12 protein-coding genes and 1 tRNA gene are annotated in these 15,133 nt (G+C 54.8%); 3 read left to right on the top strand and 10 right to left on the bottom strand.

Annotation, left to right across the window (positions count from 1 at the left end):
- Positions 1-8: 8 nt before the first annotated feature.
- Positions 9-1,337, bottom strand: coding sequence for a DNA cytosine methyltransferase (locus H3Z84_RS12125; protein WP_199457626.1), 1,329 nt, complete (start codon positions 1,335-1,337; stop codon positions 9-11).
- Positions 1,338-1,789: 452 nt separating this feature from the next.
- Between H3Z84_RS12125 and H3Z84_RS12120 the strand changes: the two genes are divergently transcribed.
- On the top strand, positions 1,790-2,116 hold the full coding sequence (locus H3Z84_RS12120) for an SOS response-associated peptidase family protein (RefSeq protein WP_199457652.1): 327 nt from the start codon (positions 1,790-1,792) through the stop codon (positions 2,114-2,116).
- A gap of 498 nt (positions 2,117-2,614) precedes the next feature.
- On the opposite strand, the gene H3Z84_RS12115 is transcribed toward H3Z84_RS12120, so the two are convergent.
- The 3 genes from H3Z84_RS12115 to H3Z84_RS12105 form a co-directional block, all read right to left on the bottom strand.
- Positions 2,615-3,541 carry a protein rep gene (locus tag H3Z84_RS12115; protein WP_199457625.1) on the bottom strand — a complete coding sequence of 309 codons (927 nt, stop codon included), beginning with the start codon at positions 3,539-3,541 and terminating at the stop codon, positions 2,615-2,617.
- A 144-nt stretch (positions 3,542-3,685) separates the two neighbouring features.
- On the bottom strand, positions 3,686-3,871 hold the full coding sequence (locus H3Z84_RS12110; protein WP_199457624.1) for an AlpA family transcriptional regulator: 186 nt from the start codon (positions 3,869-3,871) through the stop codon (positions 3,686-3,688).
- Between the two features lie 103 nt (positions 3,872-3,974).
- Entirely contained in the window at positions 3,975-5,246 is a 1,272-nt protein-coding gene (locus tag H3Z84_RS12105; protein ID WP_199457623.1) for a hypothetical protein, read from the bottom strand.
- Between the two features lie 656 nt (positions 5,247-5,902).
- Between H3Z84_RS12105 and H3Z84_RS12100 the strand changes: the two genes are divergently transcribed.
- On the top strand, positions 5,903-6,211 hold the full coding sequence (locus H3Z84_RS12100) for a hypothetical protein (RefSeq protein ID WP_199457622.1): 309 nt from the start codon (positions 5,903-5,905) through the stop codon (positions 6,209-6,211).
- Between the two features lie 16 nt (positions 6,212-6,227).
- Here the strand turns inward: H3Z84_RS12100 and H3Z84_RS12095 are convergent, their stop codons facing one another.
- From H3Z84_RS12095 to H3Z84_RS12080, 4 genes are all read right to left on the bottom strand, one after another.
- Positions 6,228-7,460: a tyrosine-type recombinase/integrase gene (locus H3Z84_RS12095; RefSeq protein WP_199457621.1), complete on the bottom strand. Its 1,233-nt coding sequence runs from the start codon at positions 7,458-7,460 to the stop codon at positions 6,228-6,230.
- Positions 7,461-7,653: 193 nt separating this feature from the next.
- Positions 7,654-7,730 (bottom strand) — tRNA-Arg (locus tag H3Z84_RS12090).
- Positions 7,731-7,772: 42 nt separating this feature from the next.
- On the bottom strand, positions 7,773-10,613 hold the full coding sequence (locus tag H3Z84_RS12085; RefSeq protein WP_199457620.1) for an insulinase family protein: 2,841 nt from the start codon (positions 10,611-10,613) through the stop codon (positions 7,773-7,775).
- Positions 10,614-10,662: 49 nt separating this feature from the next.
- Positions 10,663-10,962, bottom strand: a complete 300-nt coding sequence (locus H3Z84_RS12080) for a hypothetical protein (RefSeq protein ID WP_058340674.1) — start codon at positions 10,960-10,962, stop codon at positions 10,663-10,665.
- Positions 10,963-11,340: 378 nt separating this feature from the next.
- Here H3Z84_RS12080 and H3Z84_RS12075 point away from each other — a divergent pair, with 378 nt between their 5' ends.
- The gene (locus H3Z84_RS12075) at positions 11,341-13,326 is read left to right on the top strand and encodes an SDR family oxidoreductase (protein ID WP_199457619.1); all 1,986 of its coding nucleotides are present in this window, start codon (positions 11,341-11,343) and stop codon (positions 13,324-13,326) included.
- A gap of 54 nt (positions 13,327-13,380) precedes the next feature.
- Here H3Z84_RS12075 and rnt read toward each other — a convergent pair whose 3' ends face one another.
- Positions 13,381-14,046 (bottom strand): ribonuclease T, encoded by a 666-nt coding sequence (rnt, locus tag H3Z84_RS12070; RefSeq protein WP_058340676.1) that lies wholly within the window; start codon positions 14,044-14,046, stop codon positions 13,381-13,383.
- Between the two features lie 37 nt (positions 14,047-14,083).
- Positions 14,084-15,115: a dihydroorotase gene (pyrC, locus tag H3Z84_RS12065; RefSeq protein ID WP_199457618.1), complete on the bottom strand. Its 1,032-nt coding sequence runs from the start codon at positions 15,113-15,115 to the stop codon at positions 14,084-14,086.
- Between the last annotated feature and the right edge of the window lie 18 nt (positions 15,116-15,133).

Genomic DNA, 15,133 nt, shown 5'->3' with positions numbered 1-15,133 from the left:
GACCTCTCCTAAACGGCTGCGAGAACTTTTTCTTGTATGGCTCCAAAACTTGCGCAGTCATTTGTTTTTTTTGACTGGGATGCTTCTTCTAGCGCTGCGGTCACTGCAAGCCCGATTGCCCGAGCGAGATATGGAGGAACCGCGTTGCCAACTTGGGTATAGCGAGGGCACTCTTTTGCACGCCTAGAGCCGCCAGTAGTGAATTTCCCGCGAAAGCGGAACCAGTCGGGGAAACTCTGGATTCTTGCGCTTTCCCTTACGGTCAGAATTCGAGGCTCTGCATAGTGGAGCACGTCATCTGGGAGCGTGGTGATCGTAGGTGCCGGAAGGTCCCGTGACATCAAGTAAATCCGGTGCTTCTTGAGTCCAAACCTTTCTCGGCTTTCCTTATCCATTAGTACGCCGGGCCTACACTCCTGAAGGATCCGGGTGAAGCGCTCCCGGACATCATGCCGGTGCCTTGCGAGGCGCATGCTATCCATAGCATCGTTACGGCAGTGCTTATTCATCAATTTTTGATAAGTAGTATCGGGGCCTAGATAGACCGCTTCCTCGAATCCTGGAGGAGAATACGGGTCTGTACATGGCTGGCGAAGTGTGTGGTCCGTGTTCAGGTCAGAAATAGCATCCCGTGCCGTGACCACACCTGGGAGACGGAATTGGAACAACTGTTCCTGACGCTTTTCCTCTAACAGGTTAAATACCCTCGCGACACCCCCTTCTAGCTTGGTAGAAATACCATTGTCCAGTCCGAGCACAATGAGGCGTGAACGCCTCTGGGGGACACCGAATCGAGACGCGTCTATGAGTTCGCAGTGCACATCATAGCCGATAGCCTCGAGGCTTTTCTTGAGTTTGTCATAGTAGGATTCTGGTGCTTGCTGCCGGCTTCCGTCAGTTGCCTTGGTTGCGTGGGCAACCTTCATCCCTGGAACGTTCTCGAGGATGAGCGCAGAGGGGCGTATGGCATCGACGACCCCGACATATCTCTCGAAGAGCAAATTGCGAGGATCTGACTCCTGACGCTTACCAGCAAAACTGAACCCCTGACAAGGGGGGCCTCCGGCAAGAATCCCAACTTTACCTTGAAGGTCCGTCAGTTCAGAGTGGTGTTCGGCCAGAATATCGTCAATGCCCCAGGCTCTCTTCTCAAGCCAGGAAGGCCAGGCAAAGCTCTTGACTGGTAGTTTGCGTTTGCCAAGGAAGTTCTCTGAGAACGTCTCGAATGCCATCGGATCTTTCTCGATGGCGAACAAACCCTCCAATCCCGCCATCGACAAGCCGAGAGATAGCCCGCCGCATCCAGCAAAGAGATCTATGAATTTATGGTGAGCCATATTGCTATTGTCGTTCCTTTCGCAATACGGGGATGGCCCGTAGCGGTTAAATATGCCGCACAGCGCGACCTAGAGGAATCTTGGGTTGCCGATATGATTCAAAGCTGGAGATCCAAGCTGACCAACTCGTCACTTTGCAAGAGTTCCACTTCGGAGCGGCTTTTGGCGGGACCCTAAGCGCGTTTACACCTTAAGCCAGTCCTGCATAGTGCATTGGAAAGATGGGATGTTCAAGTGAGTGTGACGTCCAGACTACTCAGTTGAGTTTGCAGTCAATCTTTGGTCTATTCTAGTATCTTTTGTTAGATCGATCCATGGGGCTTCGGATTAAGTTGGCCGGTTTGCAAGAGCGAGGCAGGTGATTCTGTCTCGATCCCGAAGTTTTTCGCGTTATACCCTATACACCGCTGCATCGTGCTTGCGAATGCATTTCATGAAGGAAGGGCAAGTAGATCTACAACATTCACCCAAAAAGGGAAGCGACCGCCCTGGCCGGACTATGGCAGTCCTGGCATTTCGGAGGAGAACAGGTTAGTTCGTTTACGGTGATTACCCTGCCACCACACCCGAGATTTAGTCACATTCACCCCAAAAGCATCCCGCTGATGCTACGGCCTGAGGAGCTTGACCTGTGGCTGGACCCGGATTTTCATCACACCGATGCGTTCGCGGGCCTGATGCAATCCCACATTTCGGCGCCGTTGATGTGTGAGCGGGTTGCCAATACCGCCTCGTTGGCCCTGAGTGGGGCCGTTGAGGTTATCCCGGCGGATGGTTGAAGTTTTGGCGGCGTTCCTGTCAATGAAGGGCGTTTCAATGCCTGCTCCTGTTAGTTTCAAAGCCACCGCAGAGAATGGCGCGGAACATAGCATCAGAGCTTGGTCGACGCTTTTTGGTCTTCTTTCTAAAACATGGGTGTGTTGGGGCAAAGGTAGGTGGCCGGAGTCTGTCCTTTGCTTGCTCCCGCCTTCGCTGGTTATCCTGACGCTTACGGTTTTCCTTGCGCAGAAAGCTAGCAATTTCGGCCAATAATTTTGTTTGTCCGACAGTTTTGCTGATCTTCGCTGCTAATCGTTCAGTTGCACGATGGTCTCCGCACTGGGCAAGCCGCGCCAATGCAATGAGTCGGTAAAGCTCGTCAGAGCACGTCGGGGTTCGCTTGGCCATAAACACCTCCATCAACTAGTCTGGCTGTCGTTTGTTGTTGTCTACAAGCAACAATGATTGATGGAGGTGGCGTTCCAGCGCATGAATTGTGGCGAATTATGGATGGTGCATTAGAGTCGCTGATATTGCTTGGTGATGCGATTCCAGGTGAAGCGGCCAGCTGGGATGAAAGGCTTACAGGCATCCTCTGTTACACCATAGACTTGTGGTTGAAGCTGCGGCCGTGCCAACAGCCCATAGGCTTGAACCGAGCGATAGCCCCTCATTTGCTGAGTCACCTCGATAAGCCACTGCGGGTCCGGGGTTTCTAATCGGGCTTTGGTTGAATAGCCTGCCATACTGACGACTTGCGTGCGAACCTCGTTTGGCGGGCAATTCAACCGCTGTACATTAATTGTCGGGATGTAGTGCTCCTGGAGAACATCTGCCCAGGCACTGGCCCAACGTTCTTCCGACATATAGTGAATGCCCGCGAACATTGACGGTCTCACAAGGAGGAGGCAGTGAAAGTGAGGGTGTGCGGTACATGGGTCAGACTGGCCGACACTCACCTCAGTAAACCGAATTGCGCCCAACACGTTTTGTTGCCAGAAGGTTCTTCTGGTTAGCCGCTGGAAGGCGTCTGACATTCTGGCCAACGTTTCCTTCAAATTCCGCGTTGAGCAGTTTCTAACTGTTAATGTCAGGAATAGCCACTTTCCATCGACGAGGTTTGGGTTTTGGTCAAAGAGTTGGTGCATTGCTGCACAGGCTCTTTTTGCTCGTCTCTCCTGACAGGTTGGGCACTGGCGGTGGTTGCAGAAATTTATGTAGTTAGGCTTCCCTGAGTTGATCCCGGCTGGCAAACCCACCTCGGTTGCGCAATTGAGAATCCTTCTGCCGGCGTCTTCCGTCGATGGGCTATTGAGAAGGGAGTATCCGACTTGTTCTGAGCGGCGTTTCATTTCAGCAATGTTGCCCAGTAGCGAATCTTGGTTCTTGAATGTATGCATGGCTAAACCTCCAGAGGTGCTGGTGTTGGATTTATCTGATTTCATTGGGTTTGCATCATGTGGAGATGCTGGTTTGGCGGGGTAACCTCCTGAATTGGAGGTCTTATTCACTAGTAGTAGTGCATTTTCTGATGTTGAGTAGTTGACTAATAATAAATATAAAGATGGGTGTAGAAGTGCCTGTCTGAATCAGCGGACATCGCGTTGCTGAATGGCATTCTCAATCCATTCTTGGACTTCGGATTCCACCCAGCCGACGGAGCGGCCACCGAGTGGCACTGGCTTCGGAAATGAGCCAGCGTCGATGTACTTGTAGATAGTTGAACGGGCTAGGCCGGTTTGACAGATGACGTTTTTGAGTCTGAGGATTCGCATGGTGGGTATCTCCTGATCGGTTTCGTTCAGAAGATCTGCACAGACGGTAAGGAATTACTAAGGACGAGTTTTCCTTCGCATTCTTGTACCTAGAGCGGTGGGATTACCTTGTTAATTCTGGGAGTTCATACTTTTTGTTGGCACCGAAGGTAATTCGCTCAAGTCGAATCTCCGAGCGCTGTTCGATGCCCGAGGGCAATATTCGGTACACAGTGTTGTAGGTCCCAAGAGCGCTCCGCCTCTTGGGAAGTTTTCCCATTCGTAAGCAAACTGATGCAAGCTGATGAGATAGTTCCTCCAGGTCGGCACAGAGGCTGTGGAACATGTGCAAGTGCTCCTTACTTTTCTTCATGGACCTTGTGGGCCCTCCAAGCAAATGGAACATGAAATCACCCGAGGCGCGGTCCTGATCGTTCCTCCACTGTATTGAGGAAAGGATCGAGTTGGGGTCGCTGAGCAATTTTGCTGCATATCGCTCAATTACGCACTGGGTATAGAGTTTAGCGGCTGGGCGGTTGATTATGGCGGGGGCATTTTCTTCCCAAGAACCGGGTCTTATTGCGGTCCTCTTAAGGCCGGCCGGGGTTGAAAAATGTTCTTGAGCAGATGCAAGTCTATCATTTCGCCCTGGGAAGCCGAGCCTAATGGCAATTTGATTGATTTCAATAGAGGTGCAGCCCTTTCCTTTAATTTCGATTGGTTCAACACTGATCCCCGTGTTCTTGAAAATGGGGTGTTGAAAGTTCAGGTAATAGATAGAGCGGGGCTTTCCAAGAAAGCTGCCATCGACCAAGCCCGGTATGACTTCCGCAATTATATTTAGCTCTTTTAGTCGATTGATTCTTCGATGAATCTGTTTGAGTGGAATCCCCGTGTAATGACTCAATGTGGCGTGGCTAGCAGTACTGATTACGCCAGATTGATCAGCTCTTCCCACAAGTACTAGCAGCAGCAGGAAGAGGGCATTGCTACTGCCCACCTGTTCGAAGAGATGTAGGTCCCGCAATCTGTTATTGATCAGTCGAGAGCACTGCGAGCTCAGTGCAGCTTTAAAAACGTTTTGATTGGTCTTGCCGGTTTCCCAGCTTCCAGGAACTATCTCCCTAATTTTTTTGGGGCGACCGATTCTTCCTTGGTCCGTCAACGTCGTAACCATTCCCATTTGTTCGAGCTTTTTTAGTGCGCGGAATGACGCGGTTTTTGTAAACCTGAAGCGTGTTCCAAGCTGCTCACCATTGCTCTCGATTTGGCTAAATCTGCTGGAGTTATTTGGTTCCTCGGTGGTAACTAGCAGCAATATCAGAAAGAGCTTCTCATCAGCCTTGAGGTCAGGAGTGGACGAATGCAAACACCGTATTGAAGAGTAGGTTGGCATAAATACGTTATAAATCCAGGAATAAACGAAAATCTTCAATTTTAGTATAGTCTAAAACCAGGAATAAACGACAGAATAAAGTGACTAATGACATTTATACTTCAAAAAAATAATGTGTTATGTTGGCATATTTGGCGTTTAAATCTGATTTCAATGTGCTTTTTATTTGAGTTTTAAGCTAAGAATCAGTGATTGTGAAGTGAGTGGCGGCACCTGTGCCAAGGTGGTGTCTTAATTCAGATTCGTCATCCAGAGGTGGTGTTATGCCTGTGAATAAAGGGCCTTCGAGCGGGCAAAGAGGCGAAGGGGGGATCGGCGGGGAGGGCTCAGATGCCAGCCCGTCACAAGAATCTCGGGGAGAGATGGCGTCGGCAGCTGATCGATTGGCAGGTAATGGAATATCCGATAGTGCTAAGTCTTCACCGGCGGACCCGGCTAAGGTCTCCGAGTGGCTTAAAGATGCGGATGAGGCTCAGTGCAGTTGGGCGCTGAGGTATCTGTGTAATCAAGTTTCCTTGGAGTTTCATAAGGTTTTCCCGGGCAAGCGCTCTCGTGATGGGCTCGTCCATCTACTTGAATTGTTGTTATGTGGCGTTCACGGCTCACTTCCATGTGGTTCCGCGTTTCCCCACCGGAGTACTCCTGAGGAGCTCGCGTTGAAAGATGTCACAAGAGACGGGGCCCGCTACTTTTTGAAGACTAGAAATGTTTGGAATCAGAGGGTGAATAGGGCGCGCAAAGCGAAGGGCTATGCGAATGCGATAATTGTAGATGCTGACACTAAGAAGAAGATTAAGGCATTGGCTTCGGAACATAATCTAAAAGAAGACGAGTTCTTATCCATTGTTGTTGATCTGTTGCATGAGCGGCGTGGATCAGTAGAAGGGATTATCCGGCAGCGGAAGGCTGCCAAAAAGGCGGCTATTGCTTCTGATCTTGGCCTTCTTGGCGAGTCCTCGATGTAATAAAGAACTTTGAGTGTCACGCAGTCAAATTGGGGGTCGCCTTCAGCTTTTCTAAATAATCCGCCCATGCCTGCATCATTCGTTTGCGCTCATTTAGTCGAGCAGACCGGTTGTAGGCTGCGGCAACTTGGTTGCGCTGTTTGTGGCCAAGCTGAAGCTCTATGACTTCAGGTTGCCAGCCCAGTTCATGGAGAAGGGTTGAGGCGGTCGCGCGGAACCCATGGCCCACCATGGTTGAACCGTCAAAGCCCATTGACCTGAGGGCGACATTGATTGTGTTTTCAGAGAGCGGGCGACCAGGCTTTACCGACTCAAAAACAAGGTTCTGATCGCCAGTCACGGCTTTCAGTTCTCTCAGCACCGTCACGGCTTGCCTTGATAAAGGCACCGTATGGTCTGGCACCCGGCCAGATCTTTTGGCTTGCTGAGTTCCTTTCATGCGTCTACCGGGTATTACCCAGGTTCCTGAGTCTAGGTCGATCTCAACCCATTCTGCGTGTCGGAGTTCCCCGGGACGAAGGAAAAGCATTGGGGCAAGTTTAAGGGCCGCCCTAGTGGTTGCATAGCCGCCATATGCATCAATGCTTAGGAGCAAGCTGCGCAGTTCACTGGGTGTTGTGATTGCTGGTCTGTTGTTTGTGGTGTTGGCTTTCAGGAGCCCTTTGAGTGTCGACGTTGGATCAGTTTCTGCGCGTCCTTCAGCGACTGCGAATCGATAGATCTCACCAATTCGCTGACGCATTCGATGTGCGGTTTCAAGCTTTTTTTGTTGTTCTATTTCTCGGAGCGCTTCCAACACTTCTTTGGGTTTGATGTCAGCTATGGGCCGATGGCCAAGCTTCGGGAAGATCCAGGTTTCAAGCCGCCTGCGAGCAACCCTCAGCGTACTGTCTGCGAGTTCGCCTTTCTTCAGTTCGAGCCAGTCCTGGGCTACCAGTCGAAGGGTGTCATTTTTTTCTTGCGCCTCAGCCCTCTGAGTTTTCTTGCGCTCACTGGGATCAAGTCCGTTTGCGAGCTGCTCGCGCGCTTCCGCACGTTTCTGGCGTGCGACCTTCAGAGGGACGTCCGGATAGACTCCGAGGGCTAGTACTTTTTCTTTCCCTCCGAACCGGTACTTCATTCGCCAATATTTTCCCGATGGCTGGATGTCAAGATACATGCCGCCGCCATCGGAAAGCTTGGTGCGTTTGCCGAGTTTATCAAAGCTTGCCGCTTTGACTTGCCTGTCTGTCAGTTTGTCCGTTGCCATTCGGGGCTTCCCGGGGATGTTGGGGGTACAAAACTCATTATATCGGGGTGAAATTCTATTTGTACCCCCGAATATACCCCCAAAGAGCGTAGCTTGGCGTGGAACTGGGTGGACTTACAGAGATGCCTGGTCTAATAAATAGGTTTAAAAACAGATGGTTGTGGGATTCTGTGGATCTTGATGGAAGGGTAAGTGGTACCCCCGGCAGGACTCGAACCTGCTACCTTCCCCTTAGGAGGGGGACGCTCTATCCAGATGAGCTACGGGGGCATTTCAGAAGAGGCGGTATGATAGCGGGCAAGGGCTTGTGGCTCAAGGGGCCACAGGCCCCCGCTTACGCAGTTGTTCCAGGATCTGCTTCTGGTTCTCGCCGTCTTTGCCGGTAACAACCATCAATGCGCGCTCCCGATCAAGCAGGGTCTTGCGGTAGGTTTTCTTCAGGTCTTCCAGTGATACCTTCCTAATGGCTTCTGCCAGTTGCTCTCGGCTGTCGAAGTCTTCGTTATTACGGTCAATTTCACGCCAGTAGCGGCCAGAGACTTCACCCAGCTGGCGATCCTGCTGCAGCAACTGACTGATTACCGCCTGCTTTTCCCGGTTCAGGCGGTTGTCGTCCAGTTCAGCCAGTTGGCTTTCAAAGTCTGCTGAAAACGCCTGTACCGCCTGGTCAATGGCTTGTGCATCCGCTCCCGGTGATTGCACCACCAGGCCAAGGGCCGGTGTTTCCAGCATTTCAAAGGCGGTGGCGTACACGATGTAGCCGAGCTGGCGGGTGGTGCGGATCTCTTCATAGAAGGGGCTGCTGACAACCTGTGCCAGCAGGCGGAAGCGGGCCCGCTCTTCATAAGAGGTATCGTTGCCCTGCAGGTACAGGGTATAGCCGGTGTCCTGGTGGGCAACATCCAGCACGGCCCGGGTCTGGCCTTCCGGTAGCTGGCGGATGTTGGAGCGCTCCACCGTTGTGCGTTCCCGGCCGTCCAGTACCATGGCTTTTACCTGCCGTGCCAGGTTCAGGGCCGAGGCTTCGGTCAGATTGCCGTGGGCCAGCATAACCGGGTCCGTCTGGCGCACCAGTTCCCGGCCGAAGGCTTTGAGTTCATCCAGCGTGACTTCCCTGGCAGCTGCCAGTTTGTCTGCCACCGGATAGGTGCCATCAATCAGCGCGGTCTGGATGAATTCAGAGGTTTGCTGCACAGGGCGGTCCTTGGCCTTGTTTTCGAGGCCATCCATCAGGCGCTGGCGAGCGATGTTGAATCGCTGGGTGGTGAACTGCGGGTCGGAAAACTCCAGCAGGATCCGGTTCACCAGCTTGTGCAGTTTGTCGTTATAACCGCCCACGCGGATGGTGATGCCCCGTAGGTGCGGGTACACGCTGTAATCCAGCCCCGCCAGGCTGGCGGAGTAGGCCCAGGCGTTGAGGTTGGTGTTGATGGCATCCACCAGAAGCTGGCTTAGCACCTCACTGCGGGCGGAGGCCCGGGCAGCGGGTGTGCGCAGGCTGATAAATACGTTGGCTTTCGGGGTATTGAACCGGGTGTCCCGGGCGTACCAGATATCCAGCCCGTCCAGCTCGCCCAGTTTTACCGGATGTTCCATGGTGTTGCCGGCTACCAGGTCGAGGTTCTCCGGTACAAAGGGATTGGCGGCGGGCAGGGCCAGCTGTGCAGCCAGTTGGTTATCGGTGGTTTCGGGCACGGTGAGCGGCTCGCGCTGCCACGGGGTTTCATACCAGTTGGTGAACAGCGGCATGCCTTCCGGCTGGGCCGGGGCAGATACCCAGACCATCAGGTTGTCCGGCGTCAGGCGATCCAGAATGGCCTGGTACTGTTCAGGGGCGTAGCGTTCCATCAGCCAGGGCGCGCTCAGAATATCCCGGGGCGGGTAATCCCGCAGCAAGCTGGACAGGCGCATGGCTTCCCTCATGGGTTCACTGCGTTCCCGGAAACGGAAGTCGATCACTGCCAGCTGTTTCATTTCATCAAAGCGGTTTTCAGTGACACCCTTGTTGCGAACCTTGTCGATATAGCGAAAGCTCAGGGCCAGGATGTCATCCTGCCGGGCCAGGCCTTCCCGGGTCAGAGACATGCTGAGGTCCAGGGTGGCGTGTTCGCCGGTGTCCATGCCTAATCCGGCAGACAGGCTTTCCACCAGCCCGGCTCGCTTCAGCACATCAAACAGGCTGCCGTGGCCTTCATGGCCGAGCAGGTTGGCCACGTAGGAAGCGGGCTTGGTCTGGTAGTTATCCCGTTGCGATGGAATCGGGAAAGACAGGGTCATGTTGCGGCTGTCTTTGAGGGTCTGGGCGGTGACTTTTTCCGGCAGCTGCTCCAGGTCATAAAGCGGTTCCGGGTGGGTCCTGGCTGTCAGGTTGCGATTGGCGATGGCGGAAAAACGCTCGCGAACCATGGTTTCCAGCTCATCCAGCGGCTGGGGGCCATACACCGCCAGGGTCATGATGTTGGCAGAGTAGTTTTGCTCCCAGAACTGGATCAGGTCTGGCCGCAGGGGGTTGTCGTCGGTGTTTTCCAGGGTGCTCAGGTTGCCTACGGCGAACTGGCTGAAGGCATGGTCCGGGTTGCCGGCGGCCTTGCGTACCGATAGCAGGCGCCGGCCGTCTTCTTTCAGCTTGGCGCTGTATTCGGAGTGCACCGCGTTACGTTCCCGGTCCACCAGCTCCGCGGTAAACAGAGGGTGGGAGAACTGCTGGGCAAAGCGGTCCAGTGCCGGTTCCAGGAATTCTCCTTCCACGTCGAAGAAGTAGTTGGTGTCTGCGAAGGCGGTGAAGGCGTTGTGACTGCCGCCGTGGCTGCGGATAAACTGCTGGTATTCGCCCGGGTCCGGATATTTTTCGGTACCCAGAAACAGCATGTGCTCCAGAAAATGCGCGAGACCCTCACGGTCTTTCGGATCGTTGCCGCTGCCCACTGCGACATTCATGGAGGCGGCCGCTTTATCAGCGGCCGGGTCTGAGGCCAGCACCACTCTCAGGCCGTTGTCCAGTTCCAGGTAGCGGTATTCGTTCGGATCGTTGGGGCTTTTAACGGGCGATACGCTGGCCAGCGCCAGGGGGCTGAGCAGCAGGTAACCCAGAACAAGCAGGGCCAGGATCTGGAAACGGAACAGTCTATGGAACAGAGAGCGTTCGGCAGTCATGGGGCCTCTTTACTGTGCTATGGACGAAAGTGCAGTGGGAAATCCGGGGTCAGTGCATCTGACCGGTTTTGGTGTTCGCCGGCTGCTGGGCCAGGGTTTTCCGGGCCAGGCTGGCAGCTTTTTCCGCATCCAGGTCACCGGTGGCAATCCGTTCGAGTACGGTGGCCATAATCGCGGTGGCTTGGCGGTACTCTGCAAACTCGGCCTGGAACGCCTTGTCGATGGCCTGGTATACGGCATCGATTTTCTCTTCCCGGCTGCCACTGTTGGCGGCGGTATCGTTGATGGCCTTGAGGCAGGCACGGGCAATGGCGATGTAGCGTTCGGTGTTGGGGCTGTCGTTCTGCATGCTGTTTGGCTAAACCTTGGTAAATTGATGTGATTGGATGCGCCGATGCGCTGGAAGTTCCTGATTATCGCATTGCTGCCGGCCGCTTGCATTGCCCGTTGGTAACCCGGCTGTTACGACGCCAGTGACCGAATACTGTGCTAATCTGAAAAGCTGGTGTGTCGGTATTCCGGACATTCCCTGAGCGGGATTTATCCGGTTTTTAGAGTAATGGCTCTATTAAAAACAAAGGGTTACAGAGTAAAAGCTCTAAAAAAGTTCGATACATGAAGATTGCAAATAAGTAGAATGCCCGCGAATGGAGTAAGGCTAAGACTTTAGTCTTATGGTTCGTTGGTGAACAGACAACAACAGAGCAACAGGCAGGATGGAGTATTTATGAATTATTTCCTGACAGGCGGCACCGGTTTTATCGGTCGTTTTCTGGTAGAAAAACTGCTGGCCCGGGGCGGTACCGTACACGTTCTGGTACGCGAGCAGTCGCAGGACAAGCTGGCAGAGCTGCGCGAGCGCTGGGGTGTGGATGACAGCCGGGTAAAGGCGGTTATCGGCGACCTCACCAGCAAGAATCTCGGCATTGATGCCAAGGCCATGAAAGCCCTGAAGGGGAATGTTGATCACTTCTTCCACCTGGCCGCTGTGTACGACATGAGCGCCGATGAAGAGGCCCAGGCAGCAACCAATATTGAAGGCACCCGGGCTGCTGTTCAGGCTGCCGAAGCCATGGGCGCAAAGCATTTCCACCACGTTTCGTCGATTGCCGCTGCCGGCCTGTTCAAGGGTATTTTCCGCGAAGATATGTTTGAAGAAGCGGAAAAGCTGGATCATCCGTACCTGCGCACCAAGCACGAATCCGAAAAAGTAGTGCGGGAAGAGTGCAAGGTGCCGTTCCGTATCTACCGCCCCGGCATGGTGGTCGGCCATTCCAAAACCGGCGAAATGGACAAGATCGACGGGCCATACTACTTCTTCAAAATGATTCAGAAGATCCGCCACGCGCTGCCGCAATGGGTGCCGACGGTCGGCATCGAGGGCGGCCGCCTGAATATTGTTCCGGTGGACTTTGTGGCGAATGCCCTCGATCACATTGCCCACCTGGACGGTGAAGACGGCAATTGTTTCCACCTGGTGGATTCTGATCCGTACAAAGTGGGCGAGATTCTCAATATCTTCTGCGAAGCCGGCCATGCTCCGCGCATGGGCATGCGCATCGACTCCCGGATGTTCGGCTTTATTCCGCCGTTTATCCGCCAGAGCATCAAGAACCTGCCTCCGGTGAAGCGTATTACCGGTGCGGTGTTGGAGGATCTTGGCATCCCGGCATCGGTGATGTCGTTCATCAACTACCCGACCCGTTTTGATACCCGGGAACTGGAGCGCGTGCTGAAGGGCTCCGGTATTGAAGTGCCGCGCCTGCCGGACTACGCCCCGGTTATCTGGGACTACTGGGAGCGCCACCTGGACCCGGACCTGTTCAAGGATCGCACCCTGAAAGGTACGGTGGAAGGCAAGGTGTGCGTGGTGACAGGCGCAACCTCCGGTATTGGCCTGGCGACCGCAGAGAAGCTGGCCGAGGCCGGCGCAATTCTGGTGATTGGTGCCCGCACCAAGGAAACCCTGGATGAAGTGGCCGGCCAGCTGGAGGCCAAGGGCGGAAACGTGCACGCCTACCAGTGCGACTTCTCCGACATGGAAGACTGCGACCGCTTTGTGAAAACCGTGCTGGATAATCACGGCCAGGTGGACGTGCTGGTGAACAACGCCGGTCGTTCTATCCGTCGCTCACTGGCGTTGTCGTTTGACCGCTTCCACGATTTCGAGCGTACCATGCAGCTGAACTATTTCGGCTCTGTGCGCCTGATCATGGGCTTTGCACCGGGCATGCTGGAGCGCCGTCGTGGGCACGTGGTGAATATCTCTTCTATCGGTGTGCTGACCAACGCGCCCCGCTTCTCCGCCTACGTGGCGTCGAAGTCTGCGCTGGATGCCTTCAGTCGCTGTGCCGCGGCCGAGTGGTCAGACCGCAACGTCACTTTCACCACCATTAATATGCCGCTGGTGAAAACGCCGATGATTGCGCCGACCAAGATCTACGATTCGGTCCCCACGCTGACGCCGGACGAAGCCGCGCAGATGGTGGCAGATGCCATCGTTTACCGGCCCAAGCGCATTGCTACTCGTCTGGGTGTGTTTGCTTCGGTGCTGCATTCCCTGACGCCGAAAATGGGCGAGATCATCATGAACACCGGTTACCGGATGTTCCCGGATTCGCCCGTAGCAGCAGGCAGCAATTCCGGAGAGAAGCCGAAGGTGTCCACCGAGCAGGTGGCCTTTGCCGCCATCATGCGGGGTGTGCATTGGTAACAGTATGCCCGCCATGAAAAAACCCGCCTCGGCGGGTTTTTTCGTTTTGGCTGATCAGCTGGCCGGGGTTTCTTCCGGTTCGATCAGCGGAGGCGGAAAGCCGCCCAGCTCTTTCCAGCGATTGACGATGCCGCAGAACAGGTCTGCGGTTTTTTCGGCATCGTAGGCCGCAGAGTGGGCTTCCTTGTTGCTGAACGGAATTCCCGCCAGCTTGCAGGCCTGGGCCAGCACAGTATGGCCATAGGCCAGGCCTGCCAGTGTGGCGGTATCGAAGGTGGAGAACGGGTGGAACGGGTTGCGCTTGATATCCGCTCTCAGCGCTGCCGCAAACACAAAGTTGTGATCGAAGGTGGCGTTGTGGCCCACCAGCACGGCGCGCTTGCAGTCGAAGGCTTTTACCGCCTTGCGGATAGGCGAAAAAATCTCGCTCAGGCCTTCGCGCTCCGGCACCGCTTCCCGCTCCGGGTTCCACGGATCAATGCCGGTGAAATCCAGGGCAGACTGTTCCAGGTTGGCGCCTTCGAACGGATCGATTTGCTGCACGTGGGTTTCGCCCCGGCGCAGCCAACCGTCTTCGTCCATGGTCAGCAGTACGGCGGCAATTTCCAGCAGGGCATCCCGCTCGGGATTGAAGCCTGCAGTTTCAACATCCACAACCACCGGCAGAAAGCCGCGAAAGCGTTGGGACAAAGGGTGTGGCTGTTTGTTTTCTTCTGACACGCGAACTCCGGTGTTCGTGTAATGAATGGAAAAGGTTTTACGCCAGGCGCCAGTTTACGGTTTCACCGGCTTTCAGGGGCACGATGGTGCCATCGGCCAGGGGCAGTTGCTCCGGCATGGTCCAGGGTTCCCGCACCAGGGTGATGGTGTCGGTGTTTCTGGGCAGGCCGTAAAAATCGGGGCCGTTAAAGCTGGCAAAGGCTTCGAACTTGTCCAGAATGCCCAGCTCTTCGAATACGTCTGCATACAGGCCGATGGCACCATAGGCCGAATAACAGCCGGCACAGCCGCAGGCGGCTTCTTTCTTGTCTTTGGCATGGGGTGCGGAATCGGTGCCCAGGAAGAAGCGCGGGTCGCCACTGGCAACCGCTTCACGCAGCGCCAGCTGGTGCTTGTTGCGCTTTAGAATGGGCAGGCAGTACAGGTGTGGCCGAACACCGCCCACCAGCATGTGGTTGCGGTTGTACATCAGGTGCTGTGGCGTCAGGGTGGCGGCCAGGTTGCCACCGGTGTGGCTGCGCACAAACTCGGCGGAATCTGCCGTGGTGATGTGTTCCAGTACCACTTTCAGCTGGGGGAATGCCTGCAGGGTAGGGGCCAGCACTCGCTCCAGAAAGACTTTTTCACGGTCAAAGATATCGATGTCGGCATCGGTTACTTCCCCGTGTACCAGCAGCAACATGCCGCAATCGGCCATGGCGTCCAGTACCGGGTAGATGTTGCGGATATCGGTGACACCGGAGGCAGAATTGGTGGTGGCGCCCGCCGGATAGAGCTTGGCGGCGATAACCCCGGCTGCCTTGGCTTCGCGGATGGTTTCCGGGGTGGTGCTTTCGGTCAGGTACAGGGTCATCAGCGGATCGAAGCCGGTATCAGCAGCTGCCGCCAGAATGCGTTCACGGTAGGCCATGGCCATGGAAGCATCGGTTACCGGAGGCACCAGGTTGGGCATGATGATGGCGCGGCCGAAACAGGCTGCAGTGGCAGGCACCACGCTGTTCAGTACAGAACCGTCCCGTACATGCAGGTGCCAGTCGTCCGGGCGGGTGATGGTCAGTTCTCTGGTCATGGAAGTATCCGCAAGGCA

The sequence above is a fragment of the Marinobacter sp. bablab_jr003 genome, from assembly GCF_016464245.1.
GTDB lineage: Bacteria > Pseudomonadota > Gammaproteobacteria > Pseudomonadales > Oleiphilaceae > Marinobacter > Marinobacter vinifirmus.
The sequence above is the reverse complement of the archived record's forward strand: the minus strand, read 5'-3'. Positions and strand labels throughout refer to the sequence as shown.